The 25,441-nt window shown below is 56.8% G+C and carries 24 protein-coding genes and 4 tRNA genes; 9 read left to right on the top strand and 19 right to left on the bottom strand.

All coding sequences use genetic code 11. The features are described from left to right. The first annotated feature begins 49 nt into the window (after positions 1–49). From ACP7BO_RS01490 to ACP7BO_RS01475, 4 genes are all read left to right on the top strand, one after another. On the top strand, positions 50–679 hold the full coding sequence (locus tag ACP7BO_RS01490; RefSeq protein WP_060690683.1) for a DUF1780 domain-containing protein: 630 nt from the start codon (positions 50–52) through the stop codon (positions 677–679). Then, a complete protein-coding gene (locus tag ACP7BO_RS01485) occupies positions 676–1,203 on the top strand; it encodes an MOSC domain-containing protein (RefSeq protein WP_426208262.1) in 528 nt (175 codons plus the stop codon). The genes ACP7BO_RS01490 and ACP7BO_RS01485 overlap by 4 nt, the downstream gene beginning before the upstream one ends. 55 nt (positions 1,204–1,258) lie before the next feature. Further along, a complete protein-coding gene (locus ACP7BO_RS01480) occupies positions 1,259–1,432 on the top strand; it encodes a DUF3094 family protein (protein WP_060690681.1) in 174 nt (57 codons plus the stop codon). A 63-nt stretch (positions 1,433–1,495) separates the two neighbouring features. Continuing rightward, entirely contained in the window at positions 1,496–2,797 is a 1,302-nt protein-coding gene (locus ACP7BO_RS01475) for an NAD(P)/FAD-dependent oxidoreductase (RefSeq protein WP_426208260.1), read from the top strand. Between the two features lie 73 nt (positions 2,798–2,870). On the opposite strand, the gene ACP7BO_RS01470 is transcribed toward ACP7BO_RS01475, so the two are convergent. After that, positions 2,871–4,268 (bottom strand): glutamate decarboxylase, encoded by a 1,398-nt coding sequence (locus ACP7BO_RS01470; protein WP_426208258.1) that lies wholly within the window; start codon positions 4,266–4,268, stop codon positions 2,871–2,873. A 174-nt stretch (positions 4,269–4,442) separates the two neighbouring features. On the opposite strand from ACP7BO_RS01470, the gene glsA reads away from it, so the two are divergent. Continuing rightward, on the top strand, positions 4,443–5,387 hold the full coding sequence (gene glsA / locus ACP7BO_RS01465) for a glutaminase A (protein ID WP_426208256.1): 945 nt from the start codon (positions 4,443–4,445) through the stop codon (positions 5,385–5,387). Between the two features lie 28 nt (positions 5,388–5,415). Continuing rightward, positions 5,416–6,945, top strand: coding sequence for an amino acid permease (locus ACP7BO_RS01460; protein WP_426208254.1), 1,530 nt, complete (start codon positions 5,416–5,418; stop codon positions 6,943–6,945). Between the two features lie 213 nt (positions 6,946–7,158). Here the strand turns inward: ACP7BO_RS01460 and ACP7BO_RS01455 are convergent. The 7 genes from ACP7BO_RS01455 to rluD all read right to left on the bottom strand — a co-directional run bounded on the left by ACP7BO_RS01455 (position 7,159) and on the right by rluD (position 12,257). Next, positions 7,159–7,235 (bottom strand) — tRNA-Pro (locus ACP7BO_RS01455). 95 nt (positions 7,236–7,330) lie between these two features. Next, a tRNA-Lys gene (locus ACP7BO_RS01450) sits at positions 7,331–7,406 on the bottom strand. Between the two features lie 5 nt (positions 7,407–7,411). After that, a tRNA-Pro gene (locus ACP7BO_RS01445) sits at positions 7,412–7,488 on the bottom strand. A gap of 9 nt (positions 7,489–7,497) precedes the next feature. Beyond that, a tRNA-Asn gene (locus tag ACP7BO_RS01440) sits at positions 7,498–7,573 on the bottom strand. Positions 7,574–7,874: 301 nt separating this feature from the next. Continuing rightward, the gene (gene clpB / locus ACP7BO_RS01435; RefSeq protein WP_060690676.1) at positions 7,875–10,442 is read right to left on the bottom strand and encodes an ATP-dependent chaperone ClpB; all 2,568 of its coding nucleotides are present in this window, start codon (positions 10,440–10,442) and stop codon (positions 7,875–7,877) included. 124 nt (positions 10,443–10,566) lie between these two features. Then, entirely contained in the window at positions 10,567–11,298 is a 732-nt protein-coding gene (pgeF, locus tag ACP7BO_RS01430) for a peptidoglycan editing factor PgeF (protein WP_426208252.1), read from the bottom strand. Beyond that, positions 11,295–12,257 carry a 23S rRNA pseudouridine(1911/1915/1917) synthase RluD gene (gene rluD, locus ACP7BO_RS01425; RefSeq protein WP_003443864.1) on the bottom strand — a complete coding sequence of 321 codons (963 nt, stop codon included), beginning with the start codon at positions 12,255–12,257 and terminating at the stop codon, positions 11,295–11,297. The genes pgeF and rluD overlap by 4 nt, the downstream gene beginning before the upstream one ends. A gap of 148 nt (positions 12,258–12,405) precedes the next feature. Between rluD and ACP7BO_RS01420 the strand changes: the two genes are divergently transcribed. After that, positions 12,406–13,419 carry an outer membrane protein assembly factor BamD gene (locus ACP7BO_RS01420; protein ID WP_060690674.1) on the top strand — a complete coding sequence of 338 codons (1,014 nt, stop codon included), beginning with the start codon at positions 12,406–12,408 and terminating at the stop codon, positions 13,417–13,419. 119 nt (positions 13,420–13,538) lie between these two features. Next, positions 13,539–13,769, top strand: a complete 231-nt coding sequence (locus tag ACP7BO_RS01415; protein ID WP_397455737.1) for a PP0621 family protein — start codon at positions 13,539–13,541, stop codon at positions 13,767–13,769. A gap of 62 nt (positions 13,770–13,831) precedes the next feature. On the opposite strand, the gene thiO is transcribed toward ACP7BO_RS01415, so the two are convergent. From thiO to pilV, 5 genes are read right to left on the bottom strand one after another with little or no spacing between them, the layout of a single operon-like run. Further along, positions 13,832–14,944: a glycine oxidase ThiO gene (gene thiO / locus ACP7BO_RS01410; protein ID WP_426208249.1), complete on the bottom strand. Its 1,113-nt coding sequence runs from the start codon at positions 14,942–14,944 to the stop codon at positions 13,832–13,834. A 32-nt stretch (positions 14,945–14,976) separates the two neighbouring features. Further along, the gene (locus tag ACP7BO_RS01405) at positions 14,977–15,378 is read right to left on the bottom strand and encodes a type IV pilin protein (protein WP_426208247.1); all 402 of its coding nucleotides are present in this window, start codon (positions 15,376–15,378) and stop codon (positions 14,977–14,979) included. 10 nt (positions 15,379–15,388) lie between these two features. Further along, positions 15,389–15,931 carry a pilus assembly PilX family protein gene (locus ACP7BO_RS01400; protein WP_426208245.1) on the bottom strand — a complete coding sequence of 181 codons (543 nt, stop codon included), beginning with the start codon at positions 15,929–15,931 and terminating at the stop codon, positions 15,389–15,391. A gap of 8 nt (positions 15,932–15,939) precedes the next feature. Then, the gene (locus ACP7BO_RS01395; protein ID WP_426208243.1) at positions 15,940–16,635 is read right to left on the bottom strand and encodes a PilW family protein; all 696 of its coding nucleotides are present in this window, start codon (positions 16,633–16,635) and stop codon (positions 15,940–15,942) included. Further along, entirely contained in the window at positions 16,632–17,096 is a 465-nt protein-coding gene (pilV, locus tag ACP7BO_RS01390; protein WP_426208241.1) for a type IV pilus modification protein PilV, read from the bottom strand. Before pilV ends, ACP7BO_RS01395 begins: the two co-directional genes overlap by 4 nt. Positions 17,097–17,337: 241 nt before the next feature. Here pilV and ACP7BO_RS01385 point away from each other — a divergent pair, with 241 nt between their 5' ends. After that, the gene (locus ACP7BO_RS01385; protein ID WP_426208239.1) at positions 17,338–17,853 is read left to right on the top strand and encodes a GspH/FimT family pseudopilin; all 516 of its coding nucleotides are present in this window, start codon (positions 17,338–17,340) and stop codon (positions 17,851–17,853) included. Here the strand turns inward: ACP7BO_RS01385 and ispH are convergent. From ispH to murJ, 6 genes are all read right to left on the bottom strand, one after another. Next, positions 17,850–18,797: a 4-hydroxy-3-methylbut-2-enyl diphosphate reductase gene (gene ispH, locus ACP7BO_RS01380; protein WP_073509460.1), complete on the bottom strand. Its 948-nt coding sequence runs from the start codon at positions 18,795–18,797 to the stop codon at positions 17,850–17,852. The genes ACP7BO_RS01385 and ispH overlap by 4 nt on opposite strands. Before the next feature lie 65 nt (positions 18,798–18,862). Then, the gene (gene fkpB / locus ACP7BO_RS01375; protein ID WP_397455730.1) at positions 18,863–19,300 is read right to left on the bottom strand and encodes an FKBP-type peptidyl-prolyl cis-trans isomerase; all 438 of its coding nucleotides are present in this window, start codon (positions 19,298–19,300) and stop codon (positions 18,863–18,865) included. After that, entirely contained in the window at positions 19,293–19,808 is a 516-nt protein-coding gene (gene lspA, locus ACP7BO_RS01370) for a signal peptidase II (RefSeq protein WP_060690665.1), read from the bottom strand. The genes fkpB and lspA overlap by 8 nt, the downstream gene beginning before the upstream one ends. Continuing rightward, positions 19,801–22,632: an isoleucine--tRNA ligase gene (gene ileS, locus ACP7BO_RS01365; protein ID WP_397455729.1), complete on the bottom strand. Its 2,832-nt coding sequence runs from the start codon at positions 22,630–22,632 to the stop codon at positions 19,801–19,803. Before ileS ends, lspA begins: the two co-directional genes overlap by 8 nt. Then, entirely contained in the window at positions 22,629–23,579 is a 951-nt protein-coding gene (ribF, locus tag ACP7BO_RS01360; RefSeq protein WP_397455728.1) for a bifunctional riboflavin kinase/FAD synthetase, read from the bottom strand. The genes ileS and ribF overlap by 4 nt, the downstream gene beginning before the upstream one ends. A 118-nt stretch (positions 23,580–23,697) precedes the next feature. After that, complete coding sequence (murJ, locus tag ACP7BO_RS01355; RefSeq protein ID WP_397455727.1) at positions 23,698–25,236, bottom strand: murein biosynthesis integral membrane protein MurJ; 1,539 nt, start codon at positions 25,234–25,236, stop codon at positions 23,698–23,700. Positions 25,237–25,441: the final 205 nt, after the last annotated feature.

Here is a 25,441-nt window from a genome sequence, read left to right as displayed (position 1 = left end):
CTACACCGCAGGCTTTCGGTAACACCTGTTTCAAGGCTAAGCTGCGTCCATGGACGACTCTGACTATCTGCGCCTGCTCACCATCCAGGCCGAACAAGCCAATGCCTTTTTATCCAATGCCCGCAAGTGGGAGCGTGAGCGTTGGGTATGCCAGCGCCTGCTCCAGGGCTTGAATATCCCTTACCACACCGAGGATTTCACCCAGGCCAGCCAGGAGCCTCCGGACGTATTGTTTGGTGAGGCGCGCTTTGAAGTGTTCTTCGTACTCGATGAAGGTCGCCGCTTGAATGATGAGTGGCGCGAAGAGCTGCAGCGCCGCCGCAGCGCCTATTCGCTGAGCCAGCTGGTACGCCGTGAAGCACGCCCCAAGCGAATCCCGGCGAGCAAACTGCTGCAGCGCCTGGGCCCTACCCTGCACAAAAAAGCGACCAACTACCGCGAGCGCGATATCGATTTAGGCCAACTGGACATCATTGCCTTTTCCAGCCTCAAGCGCGAAGTACTGGACCTTAACAGCCACTTCCCGCCCCCTACCGAATACTTGCGCATGGGTTGGCGCTCACTGTCACTGGTCGGCCCGACCTTTGCCCGGGTGTTGTTTGCACAGCCGGATGCGCCGGACTTTTTGCGCAATAACCTGGGCCGCAGCATTATTTTCGATGTCGGGATCAGCCTGTGAGCCCGCTGCAGGAACTGCTTGCCGACGTACCGCAAACCGGCCACGTGCGCTGGATCGGCGTACGCCCCGAGTCCCGCGCAGACATGCTGGAACTCGACGCCGTGGAAGCCCGCCGCGAAGCCGGGCTGACTGGCGATCATGCACGCCCCGGGCCCCGCAATGCCCGGCAAGTGACGCTGATTCAGTGGGAACATCTGGCCGTTATCAACTCGTTGATGGGGCGCCCGCAAGACCAACCGGTACTGGCCCGGGATCTGCGGCGCAACCTGATGGTCAGCGGGATCAATCTGTTCAGCCTCAAAGGCCGGCGCTTCAGGATTGGCCAGGCCATTTTCGAGACCACCGGCTGGTGCCAGCCCTGTGCCCGGCTGGAACAACGTCTGGGCCCTGGCACTTTTCAGGCAGTGCGTGGCCACGGCGGGATCACCGCCCGGGTAATCGAAAGCGGGATCATTCGTCTAGACGACGAACTGCGGGTCGAGCCATTGCTGCCCAGCGGCTATGCTCCTTTTAATCCCGGTTGATTCACCGCTGTAGCTTTTACACCTCCCGCAACGTCTATCTGACGAGGCCACAAATATGTCCAGCCGCCTGAACCCGGATGATCAAAAGCATGTCGAAGAGTATCTGCTGCTGCCACAAAACCAGGTTGAGCGCCGGCCTTTCCGGCCCTTGCTGCTCCTTGGGGTGGTGGTGATCGTGGTGATTGGCATGGGCCTTTTGAGCCGCCTCCTGAGTTATCTGGTGCTTTGAGCTGCCTTGCGCTCGCCCGGGTCACTGAACTACAGAATTTTTTAAGCCTTGTGAGTGATACCTATGACCCATCGTATTGTTATCGTCGGCGGCGGCGCCGGCGGTCTGGAGTTGGCGACCCGCCTGGGCAAAACTCTGGGCAAACGCGGTAAAGCCAGCGTGATGCTGGTCGATGCCAACCTGACCCATATCTGGAAACCGCTGCTGCATGAGGTCGCGGCCGGATCGCTGAACTCTTCGGAAGACGAACTCAATTACGTCGCCCAGGCCAAATGGAACCACTTCGAGTTTCAGCTGGGCCGCATGAGCGGGCTGGATCGTGAAGGGAAAAAGATCTCATTGTCGGCAACCCTCGATGAAGATGGCCAGGAACTGGTACCTGCACGAGAGCTGGGCTACGACACGCTGGTGATTGCAGTGGGCAGCACCACCAACGATTTCGGGACCAAGGGCGCGGCTGAGCATTGCCTGTTTCTGGACACCCGCAAGCAAGCCGAGCGCTTTCATCAGCAATTGCTTAACCACTATCTGCGTGCACATGCCGGACAAACCGACGTGGTCGAGCAGATCAGCGTGGCCATCGTCGGCGCAGGTGCGACCGGGGTTGAGCTGGCCGCCGAACTGCATAACGCTGCACACGAATTGGCGGCTTACGGCCTGGACCGCATCAAGCCCGAAAACATGCACATCACCCTGATCGAAGCCGGACCACGGGTTTTACCCGCATTGCCGGAACGCATTGGCGGACCTGTGCATAAAACCCTGGAGAAGCTCGGGGTTACCGTTCTGACCAACTCAGCGGTGAGCGAAGTGACTGCTGACAGCTTGATTACCAAGGATGGTCAGGTGATTCCTGCAAGCCTGAAGGTTTGGGCCGCAGGTATTCGCGCTCCAGGCTTTCTGCATGAGATTGCCGGGCTTGAAACCAACCGCATCAACCAGCTGGTGGTTCGCCCCACGCTACAAACCAGCCGCGATGACAACATTTTCGCCTTTGGCGATTGCGCTGCCTGCCCGCAATCCGGTACCGACAAGATGGTTCCGCCACGTGCCCAAGCGGCTCATCAACAAGCTTCGCTGCTGGCCAAGTCGTTAAAACTGCGGATTGAAGGCAACTCACAGCTGTCTGATTACCACTACCGCGATTACGGCTCGCTCATTTCACTGTCGAGCTTTTCGGCTGTGGGTAACTTGATGGGCAGCCTGATGGGAACCGTGATGCTGGAAGGCTGGCTGGCCCGGATGTTTTACATCTCGCTGTACCGCATGCACCAAATGGCGCTGTACGGGACGTTCCGCACCTTGATGCTGATGCTCGGCAGCAGGATCGGACGCGGTACCGAGCCACGCCTGAAACTGCACTGACCTCCACAAATCCTGCAGGAGCGAGCTTGCTCTAGAGCATTTTCGAACAGCTCGCTCCTACAGTGGCCAGGGTTTAGCGCCCGGCGTGATTACCTGCTTCAGCCTCACGGCCTTTAAAGCCGTGGGGCTGATGCTCATCGAAGAACTGAATATCACGCGTAAAGTCGGCCAACAGTAATTTGGCCATGTCGATCGACATCCCCTGCTTCACCAAAATTCGCTGCACCACGACGTTTTCTACGTTGGCAGGCAAGCTATAGGCTGGCACCAACCAACCGCGTATGCGCAGGCGATCTGCCAGGTCATAGAGTGAGTAATTGGTTTTTGCACCGGGCTTCAAACGCCAGGTCAGGGCCGGAATTCCCAACTGCGGATCACCGTTGTAGAGCATCTCGAACGGACCGACCTTGACCAGCTCCCGGGCCAGAAATTGCGCTGTCTCGTAACACGCCGAATGAATACGCTCATAACCCTCACGCCCCAGGCGCAAGAAGTTGTAGTACTGGGCAATAATCTGCCCGGCCGGCCGGGAGAAGTTCAGGGCGAAAGTGGGCATGTCGCCACCCAGGTAGTTGACGTGAAAAATCAGGCCTTCCGGTAATTCCTTCGCATCGCGCCAAACGACCCAACCCGCGCCCAGCGGGGCCAGCCCGAACTTGTGGCCGGAGGTGCTGATGGACTTGACCCGCGCTACACGGAAGTCCCACAAAATATCAGGGGCACAGAACGGCGCCAGCATCGCGCCACTGGCACCGTCAACGTGAATATCAACGCTCAGGCCGGTGCGTTTTTCCAGATCATCCAGAGCATCGGACAGCGGCAGTACCGTTTCATACAGACCGGTAAAGGTCTGACCGAAGGTCGGCACCACCACGATGGTATTGTCATCGACCCGCTCAAGCATGTCTTCGGGAGTCATAAACCAATGACCTTCCGACATCGGCACTTCACGGATCTCAATGTCCCAATAACGGGCGAATTTATGCCAGCAGACCTGCACCGGGCCGCACACCATATTTGGGGTTGAAGTCGGCTTGCCGGCGGCTTTGCGTACTGCACGCCAGCGCCACAGCGCAGCCAGGCCACTGAGCATGCAGGCCTCGCTGGAACCGACGGTCGAGGTGCCCAGGGTGCTGGCCGCAGCAGGCGAATGCCACAGGTCGGCCAGCATGTGGATGCATCGGTTCTCCAGCTCGGCCGACTGCGGATACTCATCCTTGTCGATCATGTTCTTGTCGATGGACAGGTCCATCAGCTTGTGGACTTCGTCTTCCTCCCAGGTCTGGCAGAAGGTGGCGAGGTTCTGGCGGGCGTTGCCGTCCAGATACAACTCGTCATGGACCAGCTGGTAAACCTCCCGCGCCGCCTGCTCGGACTCCGGGAAGAGCTTGATCGCGGCAGCGTGGGCCAGGGCCGAAGAGCCAAAGACTGGATCGGTATCCTTGTTACGTTTGATGCGGTGCAGTGCCATGTGAACTCTCCTTGAGTAATGAAACAGCTACTGGGTCGACCTCCCTTTCGACTGACTCAGCAATGACCCAGCCAGCATAGACAAGCATTCGGGTTTCGCCTCTGCGGGTCGGGCGGGTCTCAAGTTTCCGTCCTATAGTCCCTCGTTCCATAAAGCACTCACGGAGCGAGCGCGATGAAACACACACCCACGACCGTCGACAGCAATGTCAAACAGGCGGTAAACGAGGCCCTGCAGCGATTTGCCAGCAACCACCACGGCAAGAACGCCAGCTACATCCCCTACCTGGCGGGTGTTCCATCCCATTTATTCGGTATCAGCATCATGTTTTGTGATGGCTCCCATGCCGAGGCGGGAGACACCGGTTACGCGTTCGCCATCGAATCGATTTCCAAGGTTTTCACCCTAGCCCATGTGCTGGATGAGGTGGGGCCCCAAGCCTTGCGCAGCAAAATCGGTTGCGATCCGACGGGCGAGCCCTTCAACTCGGTTGTCGCTCTGGAACTGCATAAAGGTCGACCGCTCAACCCCTTTGTAAATGCCGGGGCGATGGCCACGGTCAGCCTGATCAAGGCCGATACGGCACAGGCTCGCTGGGATCACATCCAGGCGACTTACAACGCTTTTGCCGGACGCGATCTGACGGTCAACGAAGAGGTTTACACGTCCGAGGCCAACTCCAATCAACACAACCGTGGCATTGCGTGGCTGCTGCAAAGTTACGGCTACATGCATGCCGACCCCATGGAGGTGTGCGATGTCTACACCCGTCAATGCTCGGTCGCGATTACCTGCCATGACCTAGTGACGATGGGCGTGGCACTGGCCAACGGCGGGGTTAATCCGCTCTCCGGGAAACGGGTGGTAGCCGCCAAAAACGTAGCCCCCATCCTCAGCGAAATGACCCTGAACGGTCTGTATGACACCACTGGTGACTGGTATTACAAGGTCGGTCTGCCGGGTAAAAGCGGGGTTGGCGGCGGCATTCTGGCCGTGGTGCCCGGGGTCTGCGCCATTGCCGCCTTTGCTCCGCCGCTGGATGTGGCGGGGAATAGCGTTCGCGGTCAACTGGCCGCTGAATACCTCAGCCGCACGCTCAATCTGAGCCTGCTGCACTAATACTCGCTTGAATAGCAGGGAGGCACTTATGGCTGCCAGTAACGCTAAAACTTATATTTCATGGCTCACTATCTGTTTCATGATGGTCGCGGCCGTCGCCAGCATCCGTTCACTGCCCAGCATGGCTGTTTATGGCCTGGGTTCGATTTTTCTCTACGTCATTCCGGCACTTTTGTTTTTCATCCCGGTGTCACTGGTGGCCTCCGAGCTGGGCACCGGATGGAACGGCGGCATCTATGGCTGGGTGCGCCAGGCATATGGCGACCGCTCCGGGTTCTTCATCATGTGGTTCATGTGGGTGCAGGTGGTGGTCTGGTATCCGATCGTTCTGGGGTTCGGCGCGAGTACCCTGGCCTATCTGATTAACCCGGAACTGGCCAAAAGCGGGGTCTTTACCGCCGCAGTCATCATTGTGCTGTATTGGCTGTCGACCTTTATCACGCTCAACGGGATGACCACCCTGTCCAAGTTGACGTCCTGGTTTATGTTGCTGGGAACCGCATTGCCCGCAGCCTTGCTGGTCATTTTGGGTGTGGCGTGGCTGGTACTGGGGCACAAGTCCGCTACCCCGCTGACGTGGGACGCCTTGATTCCGGCGATTTTTGACACCCACAGCACGGTTAAAACCGGCTCGCATAACCTGCACGGTGATTTGTGGCGCGAGTTCACAGGTTCAATTTCCGGGCTGGTACTGATTGTGGGTAACTTTCTGGCATTCGCCGGTATCGAGATGAACGCGATTCACGCGAGAGAGCTGCGTAACCCGCAAAAAGAAATGCCCCGCGCAATTTTGTTGGCGTTCGTGCTGATCCTGCTGGTGTTCATTCCGCCGACAGTGGCGATATCTCTGGTGGTTCCTGCCGACTCAACCAGTCTGACAGCCGGTGTGATTCAAGCCTATGCCGCCTTTTTTGAAGGCTTCGGCATGCCATGGGCAACTAAAATCATGGCCATCATGCTGGTGATTGGCGCGCTGGGGGGAGTACTTGCCTGGACCGGAGGGCCATCGACAGGCCTGTTGTTTGTCGGCAAGGCGGGCATGCTTCCGCCCTCACTGCAAAAAGTGAACAGCAAGGGAGTACAGAAAAACATTCTGTACCTGCAGGCAGTGATCGTGACCCTGCTGTCGAGCATCTACATTTTTATCGACAACGTGTCGGATGCGTTCTGGATGATTAGTGCGATGGCGGCACTGATGTACCTGATCATCTACGTCTTTATGTTTATGGCGGCCATGAAGCTGCGCAAAACCCAACCCAACGTTAAACGCGGCTATGTGCTCAAGGGGCTGCATGGGTGGTGCTATCTGGGGCTGTTCTCGACCTGCGTGGCACTGATCTTTGGCTTTATTCCGCCAAATAACTTCAGCAGCATGCCGTTTTTCGAATACGCGGGGGTCTTGCTCACCGGGCTGGTGATTGCCGGCGTACCGCCCTTTATTTTCTATGCGCTGCGCAAACCGTCATGGCAGATGGTGCCAAAGGCTGAAGCCGATCAATATTCTGCGGCTCTGCAGGACCTGCAAGACGCCGACAACAAGGCGAAAAGCGCTTCATAGGCTTGGGGCAAGAAAGGTTCGCCGTTGTGATGCGGGAGGTCGCTGATAAGGTGTCTTCATCGCTGGGAAGCCAGCTCCCGCAAAGAACGATGCCAACCCGTCCAGTTTTCTACAGGCATAAAAAAAGCGACCCGAAGGTCGCTTTTTTTATTGGCTGCCGATGAGAATGTCATCAGTGCCTTATTTTCGCACCCGCTACTGCTGGGCTGAAAATGGTCGGGGTAAGGGGATTCGAACTCCTGACATCCTGCTCCCAAAGCAGGCGCGCTACCGGACTGCGCTATACCCCGGTAAAAAAAAGGCACCTTCAAGAGGCGCCTTCTGCGATCAGTGCTTTTGGCCTCTGATCTTAAGATCTAGCCCCAGAATTAACTGAAGCCAAAAATGGTGGGTCGTGTGGGATTCGAACCTACGACCAATTGGTTAAAAGCCAACTGCTCTACCAACTGAGCTAACGACCCAAAAATGGTCGGGGTAAGGGGATTCGAACTCCTGACATCCTGCTCCCAAAGCAGGCGCGCTACCGGACTGCGCTATACCCCGGCTTGAAAATGGCTCCACGACCTGGACTCGAACCAGGGACCCAATGATTAACAGTCATTTGCTCTACCAACTGAGCTATCGCGGAACTACATATTTCAATCTACAACTTTGTAACTCTTTACAACTCTCGTTGACTTCACCGCATCTCTACGTTGGCGTCTCTGAGGCGGGCCATTTTACAACCTTTCAAACCCTTGTCAACCCTTATTTTTCGTTAGAAGACAATGATTTAGCTCTTCTAGCGGGCTTCTCGGTTTGGGCCAAGTTGCCGTTGCGGGTGACTTACTGCGGGGCGCATCTTACAAGCGTTTTCCTTACAGATCAACACCCTAAGAAAAAAAAGGCCTCGCAATGCGAGGCCTTCCTTAAATCACTGGTGCCAAGGCTTACGAAAAGACGATTTCGTCGTCTTTCACGCTCGCTGTCACGGTAGTGCCAGGCATGAACTGACCCGAAAGAATCAGCTGTGCCAAAGGGTTTTCGATCCAGCGCTGGATCGCACGTTTCAGTGGCCGTGCGCCATATACCGGGTCGTAACCAACCGCGATCAGTTTTTCCAGTGCATCCTTGTCCAGTTCCAGGCTCAGGTCGCGTTCTGCCAGACGGCTGCGCAGACGACTCAACTGGATCTCGGCAATGCCGGCGATCTGATCACGGGCCAGAGGCTCGAAGATCACCACTTCGTCGATCCGGTTCACAAACTCCGGACGGAAGTGCGTACTGACCGCATCCATTACCGCAGCGCGCTGCGCCTCGCGATCGCCGACCAGTTCCTGGATCTGTGCAGAGCCCAGGTTGGAAGTCATCACGATCACCGTGTTGCGGAAGTCCACAGTGCGACCGTGACTGTCAGTCAGGCGACCGTCTTCGAGTACTTGCAGCAGCACGTTGAACACATCCGGGTGCGCCTTCTCGACCTCGTCCAGGAGGATTACCGAATAAGGCTTACGCCGTACGGCTTCGGTCAAGTAACCGCCCTCTTCGTAGCCTACATAGCCTGGTGGCGCGCCAATCAGTCGAGCCACGGAATGTTTCTCCATGAACTCGGACATATCGATTCGCACCATCGCCTCTTCAGTATCAAAGAGGAATTCGGCCAGCGCCTTGCACAACTCGGTTTTACCCACACCGGTTGGGCCCAGGAACATGAACGAGCCGCTTGGGCGGTTTGGATCGCTCAGACCTGCACGTGAGCGACGGACCGCATTGGACACGGCAACAACCGCCTCGTCCTGCCCGATAACACGCTCATGCAGCAAGCTTTCCATCTTCATCAGCTTGTCGCGTTCGCCCTCGAGCATCTTGGAGACCGGAATACCGGTCCACTTGGACACCACTTCTGCGATTTCCTCTTCGGTCACTTTGCTGCGCAACAACTGATTCTCAGTTTTGTTGCTGTGCTCGTCGACCATCTGCAGGCTGCGCTCCAGGTCGGGGATTACCCCGTACTGCAACTCGGCCATGCGGTTAAGGTTGCCACTGCGGCGTGCCACTTCGAGTTCCTGACGGGCTTGCTCGATCTGTTGCTGGATCTGGGCAGAACCCTGCACTTCGGCTTTTTCCGAGGTCCAGATTTCTTCCAGGTCGGAATACTCACGCTCAAGGCGCCCGATTTCTTCCTGCAATTTCTCGAGACGTTTTTTCGCCGCCTCATCCTCTTCTTTCTTCAGCGCCTGCGCTTCAACTTTCAGTTGAATCAAGCGACGCTCCAGACGGTCCAGCACTTCAGGCTTGGAATCGATCTCCATGCGGATGCGGCTGGCAGCCTCGTCGATCAGGTCAATCGCCTTGTCCGGCAACTGGCGATCAGTGATGTAGCGATGGCTGAGCTTGGCCGCGGCGATGATTGCACCGTCGGTGATCGCCACCTTGTGGTGAACTTCATAGCGCTCTTTCAGGCCCCGCAAGATAGCGATGGTGTCTTCCTCGGACGGCTCTTCCACCAACACTTTCTGGAAGCGGCGCTCAAGCGCAGCATCCTTCTCTATATATTGGCGATACTCGTTGAGCGTGGTTGCACCGACACAGTGCAACTCGCCACGGGCAAGCGCAGGCTTGAGCATGTTGCCCGCGTCCATCGCGCCTTCGCCCTTACCGGCACCGACCATGACGTGCAGTTCATCGATAAACAGGATGATTTGCCCTTCCTGTTTCGATAGCTCGTTGAGCAACGCTTTCAGACGTTCCTCAAATTCACCGCGGAATTTGGCACCGGCAATCAACGCACCAATGTCCAGCGATAGCAGGCGTTTGCCTTTAAGACCGTCAGGCACTTCGCCATTGATGATCCGCTGCGCCAAACCTTCGGCAATCGCAGTTTTACCCACACCAGGCTCGCCGATCAGGACTGGGTTGTTTTTAGTCCGGCGCTGCAATACTTGAATGGTGCGACGGATTTCATCGTCACGCCCAATCACAGGGTCGAGCTTGCCTTCTTCGGCACGCTTGGTCAGGTCGATGGTGTATTTATCCAGCGCCTGACGCGACTCCTCGACGTTAGGGTCGTTGACCGCCTCGCCACCGCGCAGGTTATTGATGGCATTTTCCAGAGCTTTTTTGCTCACACCCTGGCCCAACAGCAATTTACCCAGCTTGCTGTTGTCATCCATCGCCGCCAGCAACACCATTTCACTGGTGATGAACTGGTCGCCTTTTTGCTGTGCCAAACGGTCTGCCTGATTAAGCAGACGAGCCAAATCCTGCGACATATTCACATCGCCAGTAGGATTCTGGATTTTTGGCAGTTGATCGAGCTCTTTGGTCAGTTCTTTGCGCAGGCTGTTTACATCAAAGCCAACCTGCATCAGCAGTGGTTTGATCGAACCGCCCTGCTGATCCAGCAATGCCTGCATCAAGTGCGCTGGTTCAATGGCCGGGTGGTCGTGACCGACGGCCAATGACTGAGCATCGGACAAGGCCAATTGCAACTTACTGGTTAATCTATCTATACGCATTCGTCACCTTCCTTATGAGCAGGCCGGAGGGATGGAAACTCCTGAATGAAGAAACCTGCCAGATACCATAGTAGATGCGGGCAATTCCGGGAGTTTCAAGCCAGCAAGAAATGACGCAGATCAGCTAGGCGGTCTTTTCGATCCAGACCAGCGATGCGAAACGGCCAGTACGAGGACTGCGCCGATAAGAATAGAAGCGCGGATCGGTTACGGTGCAGAAACCGCCACCATAGACCGCTGTAATACCCATGCGAGCCAGACGCAGGCGCGCCAGTTCATAGATATCAGCCATAAAGCGCCTTGGATTGATGCTGGGAACAAAGGCGGCATCAGCCTCAGGCATGTCCTTGATAAAGACTTCCCGCACCTCGGCCCCGACTTCAAAGGCCTTGGGACCAATAGCCGGGCCCAGCCACACCAGAATATCCCGGGGCTCAACATTGAGGTTTTGAGCCGTCGCTTCAAGGACGCCAGCCGCCAGCCCGCGCCAACCGGCATGGGCGGCAGCAACACGGGTTCCGGCACGATTGCAGAACAGAGCAGGCAAACAGTCTGCCGTCATCGCCGTACAGGCGATACCGGGCGTATCTGTCCAGCTACCGTCGGCTTCATCGATCCGTGCGGGATTGGCAGGCACGACCACAACCCCGTGAACCTGGCTAAGCCAAGCGGGCTGCACATCGAAAATATGGGTCAGGCGCTGGCGGTTATGTGCGACGGCAACGGGATCGTCGTCGACATGATCGCCCAGATTGAAGCTGTCGAACGGCGCCAGACTGACGCCGCCCGCACGGGTGGTCACACAGGCCCTGATGCCTGCCGGCGCTGGCCAGTCAGGAATCAGGAAGGTATTCACCCGACAAATGCCTCACGGTCTTGCTTGAGCAACGTCAACAACCAGACAAAATCATCCGGAAGTGGCGATTCCCAGCTCATGCGCTTACCGGTCGTCGGATGATCCAACTCAAGGAAGCGCGCATGCAGAGCCTGACGCGGAAAGTTTTTCAGGGATTCGACCATCGTCACACTGGCTGCCGGCGGGATACGGAAGCGACCGCCGTAGGCAGGGTCTCCGACCAACGGGAAGTTGATGTGGGACATATGCACACGAATCTGGTGCGTACGACCGGTTTCCAGCTTGACCCGCACATGGGTGTGGGAACGGAAACGCTCAAGCACGCGGTAATGACTCACCGCCTGCTTGCCGCCTTCCATTACCGCCATACGCTGACGTTGCTGGCCGTGACGGCCGATGGGCGCATCAATCTTGCCCCCGGCAGTAACGACACCAATAACAATGCACTCATATATCCGGCTGACACTGCGGCTCTGCAACTGGGTAACCAGCTGCGTCTGCGCCTGGATGGTCTTGGCGACCACCATCAGACCGGTGGTGTCTTTGTCCAGACGGTGCACGATCCCCGCACGCGGCACATTAATAATGTCCGGTACGTGATGCAGCAGCGCATTGAGCAAAGTGCCGTCGGCATGCCCGGCAGCCGGGTGTACCACCAAGCCTGCAGGCTTGTTGATAACCAGAATGTCATCGTCTTCGTAAACGATATCCAGAGGGATGTCTTGGGCGACCCACTCACCCTGGGCTTCCTGCTCGGCAGTCAACTCCAGGATGGCGCCACCATGCACAATGTCACGGGGGCGTATGACCGCTCCGTCCACAGTGAGGCGGCCGTCTTTGATCCAGGCGGAAAGGCGCGAGCGCGAGTGCTCAGCGAATAATTGTGCGGCGACTTGATCGAGGCGTTGGCCACCCAGTTCGGACGGCACCTCTTCGCGAAGTTGAATTTTCTCGGACATGCTCATCAGGACCGCGCCAAGCCTTTGGTTTCGGCTGCGCGCTTGTGGTTAAATACGGCGTCTTTTGCCCCGAGGCTTTTCACGGGGCGCTCATCATAACAGGACGGACCCGCCCAAGACAGCGGCCGTCATAGGGACGCAAGCCGCCATGCAAGTGAGACACCTGCTGCTGATCGCCATCCTCGCACTGACCGCCGCCTGCTCGTCGACTAAAGAAGTCGTTGACGACAACCTGAGCGAAGTCGAGCTGTACCAGCAGGCGCAGGCCGACCTGGATAACCACAGCTATACCAGTGCTACCGCCAAGCTGAAGGCTTTAGAGTCGCGCTATCCGTTCGGACGCTATGCCGATCAGGCCCAGCTCGAACTGATCTACGCCTACTATAAAAACTCCGAACCGGAAGCCGCCAAGTCCGCTGCCGAGCGATTCATTCGCCTGCATCCGCAGCATCCAAACGTTGATTACGCCTACTACCTCAAAGGGCTGACCTCGTTTGACCAGGACGTGGGCCTGCTGGCGCGCTTCCTGCCGCTGGACATGACCAAGCGGGACCCGGGCGCAGCACGCGACTCCTACAATGAATTCGCGCAGCTCACCAGCCGCTTTCCGAATAGCCGCTACGCCCCTGACGCCAAGCAACGCATGATCTATCTGCGTAACCTGCTGGCGGCATATGAAATCCACGTAGCCGATTACTACCTGACCCGTCAGGCATATGTAGCCGCCGCAAACCGTGGTCGCTATGTTGTCGAAAACTTCCAGGAAACCCCTTCGGTCGGCGACGGCCTCGCGGTGATGGTCGAGTCTTATCAGCGCATGCACCTCGACGAACTGGCCAACACCAGCCTCGAAGTGTTGAAAGACAACTACCCGAACCACCCAAGCCTGGTTGACGGTCAGTTTGTGCCACAGGTTTCCGACTCGGATAACCGCTCATGGCTGAGCAAGGCCACACTGGGCATGATTGAATCCAGCACACCGCTGCCACCGGGTGAAACCCGTGCCAACCTGGATATCAAGAAACAGTATCAGGACGCCAAAGACGCAATCCCGGCTGACCTGAAGCCTAAAGATGCTGACGGCAATGTAATTCCAGAACCAGAGCCGGAAGATAAAAGCCGCTCATGGTTCAGCTACATGACCCTTGGCCTGTTCGATTGATCATTCAGTCCACGTAAAAAAGAGCCCTGAGGGGCTCTTTTTTTATGTTTGATTTGACCCTGTGCGCCTGCCAATACCTTGGCTAAACTGGCGCAACTTTTCTCGAATAGCGGATAACCATGCTTCGTTTACTGATCTGGGCTGCTCTGATTGCTGCTGGCGTATGGTTTTGGCGCAAGTACAAGGCCGGGCTGGCAGCAACTAAAAAGCCGGTCGACCCGGGCGCTCAACCCATGGTGCGTTGCGCCCACTGCGGCGTACATCTGCCCCGAGACCGGGCTCTGAGCCAACAGCAAGAGTGGTATTGCACCCAAAACCATCTGGAGCAAGGGCCGAAGCCCCGGGGATAACGTCGACATGCCGGACTTGTGGGGCCGGCTTGCCGACGCTAGCTACCAGCCACCCACAGGCTTTAAGCCATGCTCTGGATACGCCCTTGTGGCGCATAAGGCACCGGATCGATGATCGGTTTACGCCCCAACAACAGATCGGCGAACAGCTGACAGGATGCCGGAGCCAGTACCAGCCCATTGCGATAGTGCCCACAGTTGAGCCACAACCCGCCAAAACCTGCGACCCGCCCGATATAGGGAATACCTTCAGGTGAGCCCGGGCGCAACCCGGCCCAGTGCCCAGCAGGCTGCGCATCAGCCAAAGCCGGAATCAACTCAATCGCGGACGCCTTCAGGCTCTCAAGGGCGGTTTGAGTCGGGGTTTTATCGAAGCCTTCGTGCTCGAGCGTGCTGCCAATCAAGACGTGACCGTCACGCCGAGGAATCGCATAGCGCCCTTTAGCCAGCACCATGCAAGACAAAAAATCAGGCTCGCACTTATACAGAATCATCTGCCCTTTGACGGGGACCACGGGCAATTCAAGGCCCAGGCTATTGAGCAGCTCACCACTCCAGGCTCCCGCCGCCAACACCACCTCATCACCGCGCATTTCACCCTGAACCGTGTTCACTCCGCAGATACTCTCACCCTCACGGATAAACCCCAGCACCTCGCATTGCTCGTGAATCGTGACATTGGGCATTGCTTGCAACGCAGCCTTGAGTGACTTCACAAGCCGGGGATTACGCACATTGGCTACGTCTGCCATGTAAATAGCCCTCGAATAGCCGGCCCCCAATACAGGTACCGCCTCGTTAACTGCCGCAATTTCAACCGTGCGCAACGGGCGCCCCTCGCGCTTGGCCCACGCCAGTGCTTGCGCCTCGTCTTCAAGGTCAAGCCAGTACAAGCCGGTGGTGTGAACTTCGGGATCTATGCCTGTCGAGGCGAATAATCGCTCTGCCAACTGTGGATAAAAGTCCTGTGACCAGTGAGCCAGGGCTGTAACGGCGGGGTTGTAGCGCCACGGATAAAGTGGAGAAACAATCCCGCCACCTGCCCAGGAAGACTCTTGTCCGACAGCACTCTGATCAACCAGCGTTACCTGCCCGACTTCAGTTGCCAGATTGAACGCTGTCAGCAGCCCGATAACGCCGCCCCCCACAATCACCACTCGTTGTTGCTTAGCCATCTATCAACTCAGCCCGAAATAAAAATAAATTATTAACGCCCCCAACACTGCTGCACTGTCAGGTCCGGAGCGGCCTGGGATATCGCTTTAACACCGGTGTGGGCCAAGGAGAAGTTCCCGCACGCATCGCCCGCCATGGATGAACCCTCTCTGCGGGTAGCCGTCAGCAAGAAGGCATGATCCGCGAGATCATGGGTAATCAGATACTGCTCATTGCCCGAACCAAGGTTTTGCGCCCCACTGTATAAACCTTTTTCCGTATAAAAACGCTCCAGACTTTGGGATTGCTCCGACAGCAAGACCACGATTTTAGAGCGATAGGCACGCTTTACCGAGTCGCTGTAAGCCGGATAAACCAATCCACCAAGAATGCCGACGACGGCTACCACCACAATCAGTTCGATCAAGGTAAAGCCTGCTCCATGCCTGGACATCACTGACTCCCTACTGGATTTGCCGCCACATGACCCTGTTCAATCGCCGGGGGCCTGTCTCTGCGTCTTCGCCATCCAGGTCCTGATAATGAGCAAGAATACTTTCCAGGACAGTGCGTGACTGGCCATGCATACCAATGCCCGTTACACGGTACAAGCGGGTCGAAGTCGTTACGGGCAAGTGGGTCGCAGTGATACTCAAACCAAGGCTCTGCACGCCGTAAAGGCCATCCACAACCGGTAGCCAGTGAATTCCGGATATCGGGTGCATGCCGGACGATTTCTGAGTGCGCACCTCTGCCGGCGGGGCACATCGAACAGGCGAACGACAGTCGGACACGCCCGACCAATGCACAGAAACCCATGACTCACCGCTACGCAGGGCAGTTTCTGCAGCCTGGAATGAGTGATTGGCGTGCAGGACACTGCCGGTCATTTTTTCCTGCTGTACTGCACTGTCCATTGAGGCCAGACCAAGCAGACTGAGTAACAGCAAGAAAACCAGGCTGACCAATAGCGCCATGCCGCTCTGAGTACTCGAAGAAACAGGCATAGCGCGCCCTAAACCAGTCGATTACGCAGAGCCACCATCAGGTGATAGCCCTGATCTTTTACTCGCCCCCCGGGATCTCGCAATGTCAGGGCAATACGCACGCTACGGATACTGGCGACATCGCCCGGACTGTCTTCATAGCGCGTGACTGAATGCGGGCTAGAGGGATCGGCTACACCAAAGCTCACATCAAACGCAGCTACATTATCGAGTAACACGGTTTTATTGGGCCCTGACTTTAACTGCCCGTTTTCGAAACGGTAAAACAGTTCACGCACAGGAAAGGCTATTTCTCCGGGAGCCAATGACGATCGCGTACCGCTGTACGCCTGCGCCGAAGTTGTACAGTCAGACACGACAGTCCAGTCAGGCTTCCCCCCTTGAAGCCCTACGTCTGCACTCACCATATGTAACGACCGGGAGCCTGGAGGGCCCTGCCAGGAGATAGGTCGCTGGAATGCTGAAGGTGCATCAATGATGCGATCACTGGGCAGACAGCCGAACATGCCGACCATCCGAATTTCCTGAGCGATCTTGCTGAGCACGTAACGCGCATCTTCCTGTAGTAGCGCCGATGATTGCTGGGTGCTGTAAGTAGCGCGAGCACTTAAAAAAACTTCGGTAAGGCCCAGCACCACCAGCATGCCCAGGACCAGTGACACCATCAGTTCAATCAGGCCCAGCCCCGCCTCAGAACGTCTCATGACGCGCTACCGGCAACGTGCGGGGCAATTTGACTGATCAGCGTAAAAGTCCGAAACGAACCGGGCCGATGGGTCGCGCGCGAGTCATCCCACTCCAGGGTAATACTCACTTGATTACCACTGAGCGCGATATCGCCTTTGGCGCTGGCACCGCCGAACTGTCGGATATGGCGCTTGAAATCGCTCAGGTCCTGCCCCTGCACACCACTCATGCTTATAGCGCCCGTGCGCTGATCCAGCCCTGAAAAGCTGTAGTTCGCGGCAGAATTTGCACGAACCCGATCAAGCATGTCGTAGGCAATAAAACTGGCCTGGGTCGTCATCAATGCACTGTCGGTGTGCTTGAGAGCATTGAGTTGAACACCAGCCAGCCCTAACACACCGACGGACAGGATCAACGTCGCAATCAGCACCTCGATCAAGGTCATTCCGGCCTGGTGGTTTTTTTCAGATCGATACATGGCGCCATCCTTAAGCGTTGCTTGGCGACACGTCCTGCGTCGCCATACTCAAAGACTAGCCTCGCGAAACAGCTCTACGAGTAGGAATATGCTGTGAAAGCAAAGGGATTGTTCATTGAATCGGGTGCGCAACGGGATACGTATTAAGGCTAAAACATGATGAAACTGTTGCCATGCACGACCGCCCTCTTCCCGATCTATACATCAAAAGGCGCATGCACGGCGCATCAGGGAGGACATCATGAATCAACAAGGGATGAGTCTGATCCAGCTTTTATTCGCCCTGCTGATTGTTGCGCTAACCACTCAAGTCGCGAGCCCGGCTTACAACGCACTGGTAGAACAGCAACGGCGTCTAAGTGTGGCTGAGCAATTGGCAAGCAGCCTGCGCAATGCTCGCGCGGAGGCACTGTTACGTCATCAATATGTGATCGTGCATGCGATGGAAGAAGACTGGAGCAGAGGCTGGAAGGTGACTCTGGATCTAAGCGGTCGGGGCTATCTCGACCCGGACAACCCGGTGCTGTCCGAAAGGCAAGGCAACATACGCATACCGATTGCCGGTAATACGCCCGTAAAGAATTATGTTCGGTTTAACCCACTGGGTGAGCCTTTGCTCACCGGTGGCGCGTTTCAGGCCGGGACGTTGCATATTTGCCAGGCCCGGACCGCGATGAGCCATTATCAGGTGGTACTGGCCAAAAGTGGGCGTATCAGCTTGCGCCGCGATCAGGCGGCGCAAGCGTTATGTGCTTAAAGCAGCGAGCGAACGCGCAGCTCTTTTGGCATGGAGAATGTGATGTTCTCCTCCCGGCCGGCCAATTCATCAGCACCCGTTGCGCCCCAGGCGTGCAATTGGCGAATCACACCCCGTACCAGCACTTCAGGCGCCGAAGCACCAGCAGTGATACCAATGGATTCAACGCCTTCAAACCAGCTTTGTTGCAGGTCTTCAGCGCCATCGATCAGGTAGGCCGGTGTTGCCATACGCTCGGCAAGCTCACGCAAGCGGTTGGAGTTGGAACTGTTAGGGCTGCCCACCACCAGCACCACATCACATTCATCAGCCAGCTGTTTGACGGCATCCTGACGATTTTGCGTGGCGTAGCAGATGTCATCCTTGCGCGGCCCGCCAATAGCCGGGAAACGGGCACGCAGAGCATCAATGACCCGGCTGGTATCGTCCATCGACAAGGTGGTTTGAGTCACAAACGCCAGTTTTTCCGGGTTGATGACATTCAGGTTGGCAACATCCTTTTCATCTTCGACCAGGTAAATAGCGCCGCCATTGCTGGCATCGTACTGACCCATTGTGCCTTCGACTTCAGGGTGACCGGCATGGCCGATCAGAATGCACTCGCGACCGTCACGGCTATAGCGCGCAACTTCGATGTGCACCTTGGTAACCAGCGGACAGGTAGCGTCGAACACTTTAAGGCCACGGCCTGCAGCCTCGGTACGCACGGCCTGGGAAACACCGTGGGCACTGAAGATGACGATAACGTCGTCCGGTACCTGATCCAGTTCTTCGACAAAGATCGCGCCACGGGAGCGCAGGTCTTCAACGACAAATTTGTTGTGCACCACTTCATGGCGAACATAGATAGGCGGACCGAATACTTCCAGAGCGCGATTGACGATTTCAATCGCTCGATCCACCCCAGCACAGAAGCCACGGGGGTTGGCGAGTTTGATATGCATGCTAGGCCTCGTGGGACGCGCAGAAAAATAATGCCAATCAGGCCCGGCTTTCGCCGGGCACTGAATTACAGCGCTTTGACGTCTTTGATTTCCACGTCGAAGGTCAGGGGCTTGCCTGCCAGCGGGTGGTTGAAATCGATAGTCACTTGCTCGTCATCAAAAACTTTGACCACACCCGGAAGCTCGGTGTTTGCCGCGTCATTGAAGATCACCAGCAAGCCTTCAGACAGCTCCATGTCCTTGAATTGCGAACGTGGAATTATCTGTACATTTTGCGGGTTCGGCTGGCCGAACGCATTTTCCGGAAGGATCTCCAGAGTGCGCTTGTCACCGGCCTTGAAGCCGAATAGAGCGGCTTCAAAACCCGGCAACAGACTGCCATCACCAACCTTGAAAGTGGCGGGTGACTTATCGAACGTGCTGTCGACGGTGTCGCCATTTTCAAGACGCAGAGCGAAATGTAAGGTGACTTCTGTGTTCTGGCCAATACGTTGCTCAGTCATGAGCGGACTCTCCGGACTTCTTACTTTTGAACATATCCAGCGCCAGCATCACTGCCCCGACACAAATCGCACTATCGGCGACATTGAACGCAGGGAACAGTCGATGCTCCCAATGCACCAGAATGAAATCGATCACATGGCCGTAGGCAATGCGGTCATACAGGTTGCCAAGCGCGCCGCCCAGAATCAGTGCGAGCGCAATTGCCAGCCAGGTGTCATTACGTCCAAGACGCTTGAGCCATACCAGCAGTACCGTACTGACCACCACGGCAATCAGGGCAAACAACCAACGCTGCCACCCCGAGCTGTCAGCCAAAAAGCTGAAAGCAGCGCCCGAGTTGTAAGCCAGGGTCCAGCTGAAGAAATCGGGGATCACCACGATTCGCTGGTACATCTGCAGGGAGCTATCGAAGTAGGTCTTGCTGGCCTGGTCAATGACCAGGACCAGCAACGTCAACCAAAGCCAGCCCAGGCGCCCAAAGCGCCCGGCATTGCTGGTATTAGGCATAGTGACGTACCTCGCCGGCGCCGCTGATGTTGTCGACACAACGACCGCAGATTTCCGGATGCTCCGGGTTCACACCGACGTCTTCGCGGCAATGCCAGCAACGGGCACATTTGGCGTGTGCCGACTTGACCACTTTGAGCTTGAGGCCAGCCACTTCGGTCACTACTGCATCTGCCGGCGCCTGTACAAACGGCGCAACACTGGCGGTGGAAGTAATCAGTACGAAACGCAGTTCGTTGCTCAGCTTGGACAGGTCTGCAGCCAGATCATCTTCGGCGAACAGAGTGACTTCGGCCTGCAAGTTGCCGCCAATGGCTTTGGCCGCACGCAGGTTTTCCATCTCTTTGTTAACCGCAACCTTGACCGCCATGATCCGCTCCCAGTAGGCGCGGTCCATCTCGGTGCCTTGCGGCATCTCGCTCAGGCCTTCGTACCAGGTGTTGAGCATGACCGATTCGTTGCGCTCGCCCGGCAGGTATTGCCACAGCTCATCGGCAGTGAACGACAGGATCGGCGCGATCCAGCGTACCAGCGCTTCGGAGATATGGAACAGCGCGGTCTGGCACGAACGACGGGCCTTGCTGTTGGCGCCAGTGGTGTACTGACGGTCCTTGATGATGTCGAGGTAGAAACCGCCCAGCTCCTGCACGCAGAAGTTGTGCACTTTGGAGTACACGTTCCAGAAACGGTATTCGCCGTAATGCAGTTCCAATTCGCGCTGCAGCAGCAATGCACGGTCAACCGCCCAACGGTCCAGGGCCAGCATTTCATCAGCAGGCAGGATGTCGGTGGCCGGGTTGAAGCCGGTCAGGTTCGAGAGCAGGAAGCGAGCGGTGTTGCGGATACGCCGGTAGGCGTCAGCACTGCGCTGCAGGATCTGGTCAGAAACCGCGATTTCACCTGAATAGTCAGTCGAAGCGACCCACAGACGCATGATGTCGGCGCCCAGGGTGTCGTTGACCTTTTGCGGTGCAATCACGTTGCCCAGGGACTTGGACATTTTGCGCCCGGCTTCATCCACAGTGAAGCCGTGGGTCAGCAGTTCGCGGTATGGCGCGTGGTTATCGATGGCACAACCGGTCAGCAGCGACGAGTGGAACCAGCCACGATGCTGGTCGGAGCCTTCGAGGTAAAGATCGGCACGTGGGCCGGTCTCGTGACCCATCGGATGCGAGCCGCGCAGCACATGCCAGTGCGTGGTACCCGAATCGAACCAGACATCCAGGGTATCGCTGATCTTGTCGTACAGCGGCGCTTCGTCGCCCAGCAACTCGGCAGCGTCCATCTTGAACCAGGCTTCGATGCCTTCAACTTCAACGCGCTTGGCTACTTCTTCCATCATTTCGACGGTACGCGGGTGCAGCTCGCCGCTTTCCTTGTTCAGGAAGAACGGGATCGGCACGCCCCAATTGCGTTGACGCGAGATGCACCAGTCCGGACGGTTGGCGATCATCGAGTGCAGACGGGCCTGACCCCAGGCCGGAACGAACTGGGTGTCTTCGATGGCGTTGAGCGCCCGGACACGCAGGGTGTCGCCTTCGGTCGGCTGTTTGTCCATACCGATAAACCACTGCGCGGTGGCGCGGTAGATCAGCGGCGTCTTGTGGCGCCAGCAGTGCATGTAGCTGTGGCTGATGGTTTCGGTGAACATCAGCGAGCCGACTTCAATCAGCTTGTCGATGATGTTCTGGTTGGCCTTCCAGATGAACTGGCCACCGAAGAATTCAAGCGAGGGTACGTAAACGCCGTTGCTTTGAACCGGGTTGATGATGTCATCGTTGACCATGCCATAAGCTTTGCAGGTCACGAAGTCGTCGACGCCATAAGCCGGGGCGGAGTGAACCACGCCGGTGCCTGCGCCCAGTTCGACGTACTCGGCCAGATAAACTGGCGACAGGCGATCGTAGAACGGGTGACGGAAGTTGATCAGCTCCAGTGCAGCACCGGTAGTGGTGGCAATGACCGAACCCTGCAGGTTGTAGCGGGCCAGGCTCGACTCGACCAGTTCTTCAGCCAGCACCAGCAGCTTGTCGCCCACGTCGACCAGCGCGTAGGTGAACTCCGGGTGCACGTTAAGTGCCTGGTTGGCCGGGATGGTCCACGGTGTGGTGGTCCAGATCACGATCGAGGTCGGCTTGCTCAATGTAGCCAGGCCGAAGGCCTCGGCCAGTTTGGCTTCGTCGGCGACCGGGAATGCCACATCGATGGCCGCAGATTTTTTGTCCTGGTACTCAACTTCCGCTTCAGCCAGGGCCGAACCGCAGTCGAAACACCAGTTCACAGGCTTGAGGCCTTTAAAGACGAAACCGCCTTTGACGATTTCGGCCAAAGCGCGGATTTCACCGGCTTCGTTTTTGAAGTCCATGGTTTTGTACGGATTGGCGAAGTCACCCAAAACACCCAAACGGATGAATTCGGACTTCTGGCCTTCGATCTGCTCGGCGGCGTAGGCACGGCAAAGCTCGCGGGTTTTATCCGCGCTCAGGTTCTTACCGTGAGTCACTTCAACCTTATGCTCGATCGGCAGCCCGTGGCAGTCCCAGCCCGGCACGTACGGCGCATCGAAACCCGCCAGGGTTTTCGAGCGGATGATCATGTCCTTCAGAATCTTGTTCAGCGCATGACCGATGTGGATTGTGCCGTTGGCGTACGGAGGACCGTCGTGAAGTACGAACTTCGGACGATCCTTGCCAATCTCGCGCAACTTCCCGTACAGGCCAATGCTGTCCCAGCGCTGCAAAATTTGCGGTTCGCGCTGTGGCAGGCCGGCCTTCATTGGGAAGGCTGTGTCCGGAAGGTTTAGCGTGGCTTTGTAGTCGGTCATTTCAGGCTCTTTTTAAGCGGTTGACCCAGCCAATAGGCTCGGGCGGCGGCGACGTCCGCATTGATCGCCGTCTTGAGCGCCTCCAGGGAGGCGAAACGCTGCTCATCACGCAGCTTGTGGTGGAATGCCACGGTCAAACGCCGGCCATACAAGTCGCCGGCGTAATCCAACAGATGTACTTCAAGATGGGCGCTGCCATCCCCTGCTACGGTTGGCCTGACGCCAATATTGGCGACGCCCGGCCAGGTTTTTCCATCGACTTCAACACTGACCAGATAAACCCCGGTCAACGGCACACGACGACGCTTAAGCTGAATATTGGCAGTTGGCGTACCCAGCTGGCGCGCCAGCTTCTGCCCGTGCAAGACCCTGCCGGCAATTTGAAACGGGCGGCCCAGCAAGCGCTCTGCAAGACCGAAGTCAGCACTGGCCAAGGCATCACGCACCTTGGTGCTGCTGATCCGTACACCATCAAGCTCCACGGTTTGCGCAGCTTCGACGGTAAATTTTTGCATGACGCCAGCTTGTTGCAGGAAATCAAAATCGCCGACCCGGTCACAGCCAAAACGGAAGTCGTCGCCGACCTCCAGATGCTGTACGCCAAGGCCGTCGACAAGAATGGTATCGACGAACTCGGCGGCACTGAGTTTGCACAAGCGCTGATTGAACGCCAGGCACAACACCCGATCAACCCCTGCGTCAGCCAACAGCTGCAGCTTGTCGCGCAGGCGGGCCAGACGCGCCGGAGCAGTCTCGGGGGCGAAGAACTCGCGCGGCTGCGGTTCAAAAATCACCACGCAGCTGGGCACGCCCAACTCCAGTGCACGCTCACGCAGCCGCTCCAGGATAGCCTGGTGACCACGGTGTACACCGTCAAAGTTGCCAATAGTGGCGACACAGCCCCGATGTTGGGGCCGCAGATTGTGAAGGCCTCGAACCAGCTGCATAACGCGCTTCTTGCTCATAAAGTGGCCGATTATAACCACACCCAGCCCGGTACGACAGGCAACAGCGCAAGGCAAATCAGGTCAATTCAACAAAATAGACGTCTGACCTGCAATTACCTCACATAAGAGACTTGCGGGCGAAATCCTTCAAACGCAAGCCCAGCAGCAATAGCATGCCGAAATAAACCAGTACGCCCGCAACCACCAACCCGCCCAAACGCATGAAGCGCTCCAGCATATGACCTTGATCCCAGGCAGGCATCAATTGCATCAAGCCCAGCAAAACAGCAGACATCACACCTACGGCCAGCAACAGCTTGAACAAGTATTTGCCCCAGCCCGGCTGGACGACAAACAGCTTCTGCTTGCGTATCTGCCAAAACAGCAAGCCGGCATTGATGCAGGCGCCGACACTGATGGCCAGCGCCAGGCCTGCGTGCTGCAACGGCACAATGAATATCAGGTTGAGTAACTGAGTAATGACCAGCGTAAATACGGCAATTTTTACCGGCGTGCGGATGTTTTGCTGGGCATAAAACCCCGGAGCCAGGACTTTAATCAAAATAATACCGAGCAATCCGAAGGAGTACGCAATCAAGGCCCGCTGAGTCATGGCCGAATCCAGTGCGGTGAACTGACCGTACTGAAACAGCGACACCGTCAACGGCTCAGCGAGGATCGCCAATGCCAGGGAGCACGGCAATACCAGAACAAAGCACAGACGCAGGCCCCAATCGAGGATCCGCGAGTATTCATGACGATCCTTGTTAGCGTAGGTTTTTGACAGCGTCGGCAACAAAATGGTACCCAGCGCCACACCCAAAACCCCTGAAGGCAACTCCATCAATCGGTCTGCGTAGTACATCCAGGACACCGACCCGGCGACCAGGAACGAGGCAAAGATCGTGTTGATAATCAGCGAAATCTGACTGACCGATACACCCAGAATGGCCGGCAGCATTTGTTTCATGACCCGCCATACACCGGTATCACGCAGATTGAGCCGCGGAAGCACCAGCATGCCGATTTTTTTCAGGTGGGGCAGCTGAAACAGCAACTGCGCCAGACCACCGACCAGAACAGCCCAGCCCAGGGCCATGACCGGCGGATCGAAGTACGGTGTCAGGAACAACGCAAAAATGATCATGCTGACGTTGAGCAGGGTCGGCACGAAGGCCGGTACCGAAAAGCGGTTCCAGGTATTGAGGATCGCGCCTGCCAGGGATGACAACGAGATCAGCAAAATATAGGGGAATGTGACCCGCAACATGTCGGAAGTGAGCTCGAACTTCTCCGGAGTGGTAGCAAACCCTGGCGCCGTCGCCCAAATCACCCAGGGCGCGGCAATCATCCCCAGGATGGTCACGATGGCCAGCACCAAAGTCAGCAATCCCGCCACGTAGGCAACAAATGTGCGCGTAGCTTCCTCGCCTTGCTGGCTTTTGTACTCAGCCAGAATCGGCACAAAGGCCTGAGAGAAAGCCCCCTCGGCGAAGATCCTGCGCAGCAGATTGGGCAATTTGAAGGCGATAAAGAACGCATCCGTGGCCATTCCGGCACCAAAGGTACGCGCAATGATGGTGTCCCGAATAAAGCCTAAAACCCTTGAAATCATGGTGATAGAGCTGACGGCAGCTAACGATTTGAGCAAATTCATTGAAAGAGTTTTTGCCTATAGATAAAGAGCAGGCGAACAAAGCGCCCACTTATGCGATACTGCGCGCCGCAACAGCACAGAGCCAAGCTCGCGAGTTTACAGGTCAAGCGCCGGAAATAAATCTCCCGTCTCCCTCGATCCACCACTCAGCGGATCGTATCAATCGCCCTTGACAAGAGTTGTCGTCATCGGCATGATTCGCGGC

Source organism: Pseudomonas sp. TWR2-1-1, assembly GCF_049897045.1.
Classification (GTDB): Bacteria; Pseudomonadota; Gammaproteobacteria; order Pseudomonadales; family Pseudomonadaceae; genus Aquipseudomonas; species Aquipseudomonas versuta.
This window is presented reverse-complemented; position numbering and strand designations above follow the sequence as displayed.

Bases quoted from the DNA above. Each gene is read 5' to 3' on its own strand.
- ACP7BO_RS01490 (WP_060690683.1), top strand. From the start codon at position 50: ATGGACGACTCTGACTATCTGCGCCTGCTCACCATCCAGGCCGAACAA.
- murJ (WP_397455727.1), bottom strand. From the start codon at position 25,236: ATGAATTTGCTCAAATCGTTAGCTGCCGTCAGCTCTATCACCATGATT.
- ACP7BO_RS01395 (WP_426208243.1), bottom strand. From the start codon at position 16,635: ATGAGACGTTCTGAGGCGGGGCTGGGCCTGATTGAACTGATGGTGTCA.
- ACP7BO_RS01470 (WP_426208258.1), bottom strand. From the start codon at position 4,268: ATGGCACTGCACCGCATCAAACGTAACAAGGATACCGATCCAGTCTTT.
- rluD (WP_003443864.1), bottom strand. From the start codon at position 12,257: ATGTCCGAGAAAATTCAACTTCGCGAAGAGGTGCCGTCCGAACTGGGT.
- clpB (WP_060690676.1), bottom strand. From the start codon at position 10,442: ATGCGTATAGATAGATTAACCAGTAAGTTGCAATTGGCCTTGTCCGAT.
- ispH (WP_073509460.1), bottom strand. From the start codon at position 18,797: ATGCATATCAAACTCGCCAACCCCCGTGGCTTCTGTGCTGGGGTGGAT.
- ribF (WP_397455728.1), bottom strand. From the start codon at position 23,579: ATGCAGCTGGTTCGAGGCCTTCACAATCTGCGGCCCCAACATCGGGGC.
- ACP7BO_RS01400 (WP_426208245.1), bottom strand. From the start codon at position 15,931: ATGCCTGTTTCTTCGAGTACTCAGAGCGGCATGGCGCTATTGGTCAGC.
- ACP7BO_RS01475 (WP_426208260.1), top strand. From the start codon at position 1,496: ATGACCCATCGTATTGTTATCGTCGGCGGCGGCGCCGGCGGTCTGGAG.
- lspA (WP_060690665.1), bottom strand. From the start codon at position 19,808: ATGCCTAATACCAGCAATGCCGGGCGCTTTGGGCGCCTGGGCTGGCTT.
- ileS (WP_397455729.1), bottom strand. From the start codon at position 22,632: ATGACCGACTACAAAGCCACGCTAAACCTTCCGGACACAGCCTTCCCA.
- ACP7BO_RS01385 (WP_426208239.1), top strand. From the start codon at position 17,338: ATGAATCAACAAGGGATGAGTCTGATCCAGCTTTTATTCGCCCTGCTG.
- ACP7BO_RS01415 (WP_397455737.1), top strand. From the start codon at position 13,539: ATGCTTCGTTTACTGATCTGGGCTGCTCTGATTGCTGCTGGCGTATGG.
- glsA (WP_426208256.1), top strand. From the start codon at position 4,443: ATGAAACACACACCCACGACCGTCGACAGCAATGTCAAACAGGCGGTA.
- ACP7BO_RS01460 (WP_426208254.1), top strand. From the start codon at position 5,416: ATGGCTGCCAGTAACGCTAAAACTTATATTTCATGGCTCACTATCTGT.
- ACP7BO_RS01480 (WP_060690681.1), top strand. From the start codon at position 1,259: ATGTCCAGCCGCCTGAACCCGGATGATCAAAAGCATGTCGAAGAGTAT.
- pilV (WP_426208241.1), bottom strand. From the start codon at position 17,096: ATGTATCGATCTGAAAAAAACCACCAGGCCGGAATGACCTTGATCGAG.
- ACP7BO_RS01420 (WP_060690674.1), top strand. From the start codon at position 12,406: ATGCAAGTGAGACACCTGCTGCTGATCGCCATCCTCGCACTGACCGCC.
- thiO (WP_426208249.1), bottom strand. From the start codon at position 14,944: ATGGCTAAGCAACAACGAGTGGTGATTGTGGGGGGCGGCGTTATCGGG.
- fkpB (WP_397455730.1), bottom strand. From the start codon at position 19,300: ATGACTGAGCAACGTATTGGCCAGAACACAGAAGTCACCTTACATTTC.
- ACP7BO_RS01405 (WP_426208247.1), bottom strand. From the start codon at position 15,378: ATGTCCAGGCATGGAGCAGGCTTTACCTTGATCGAACTGATTGTGGTG.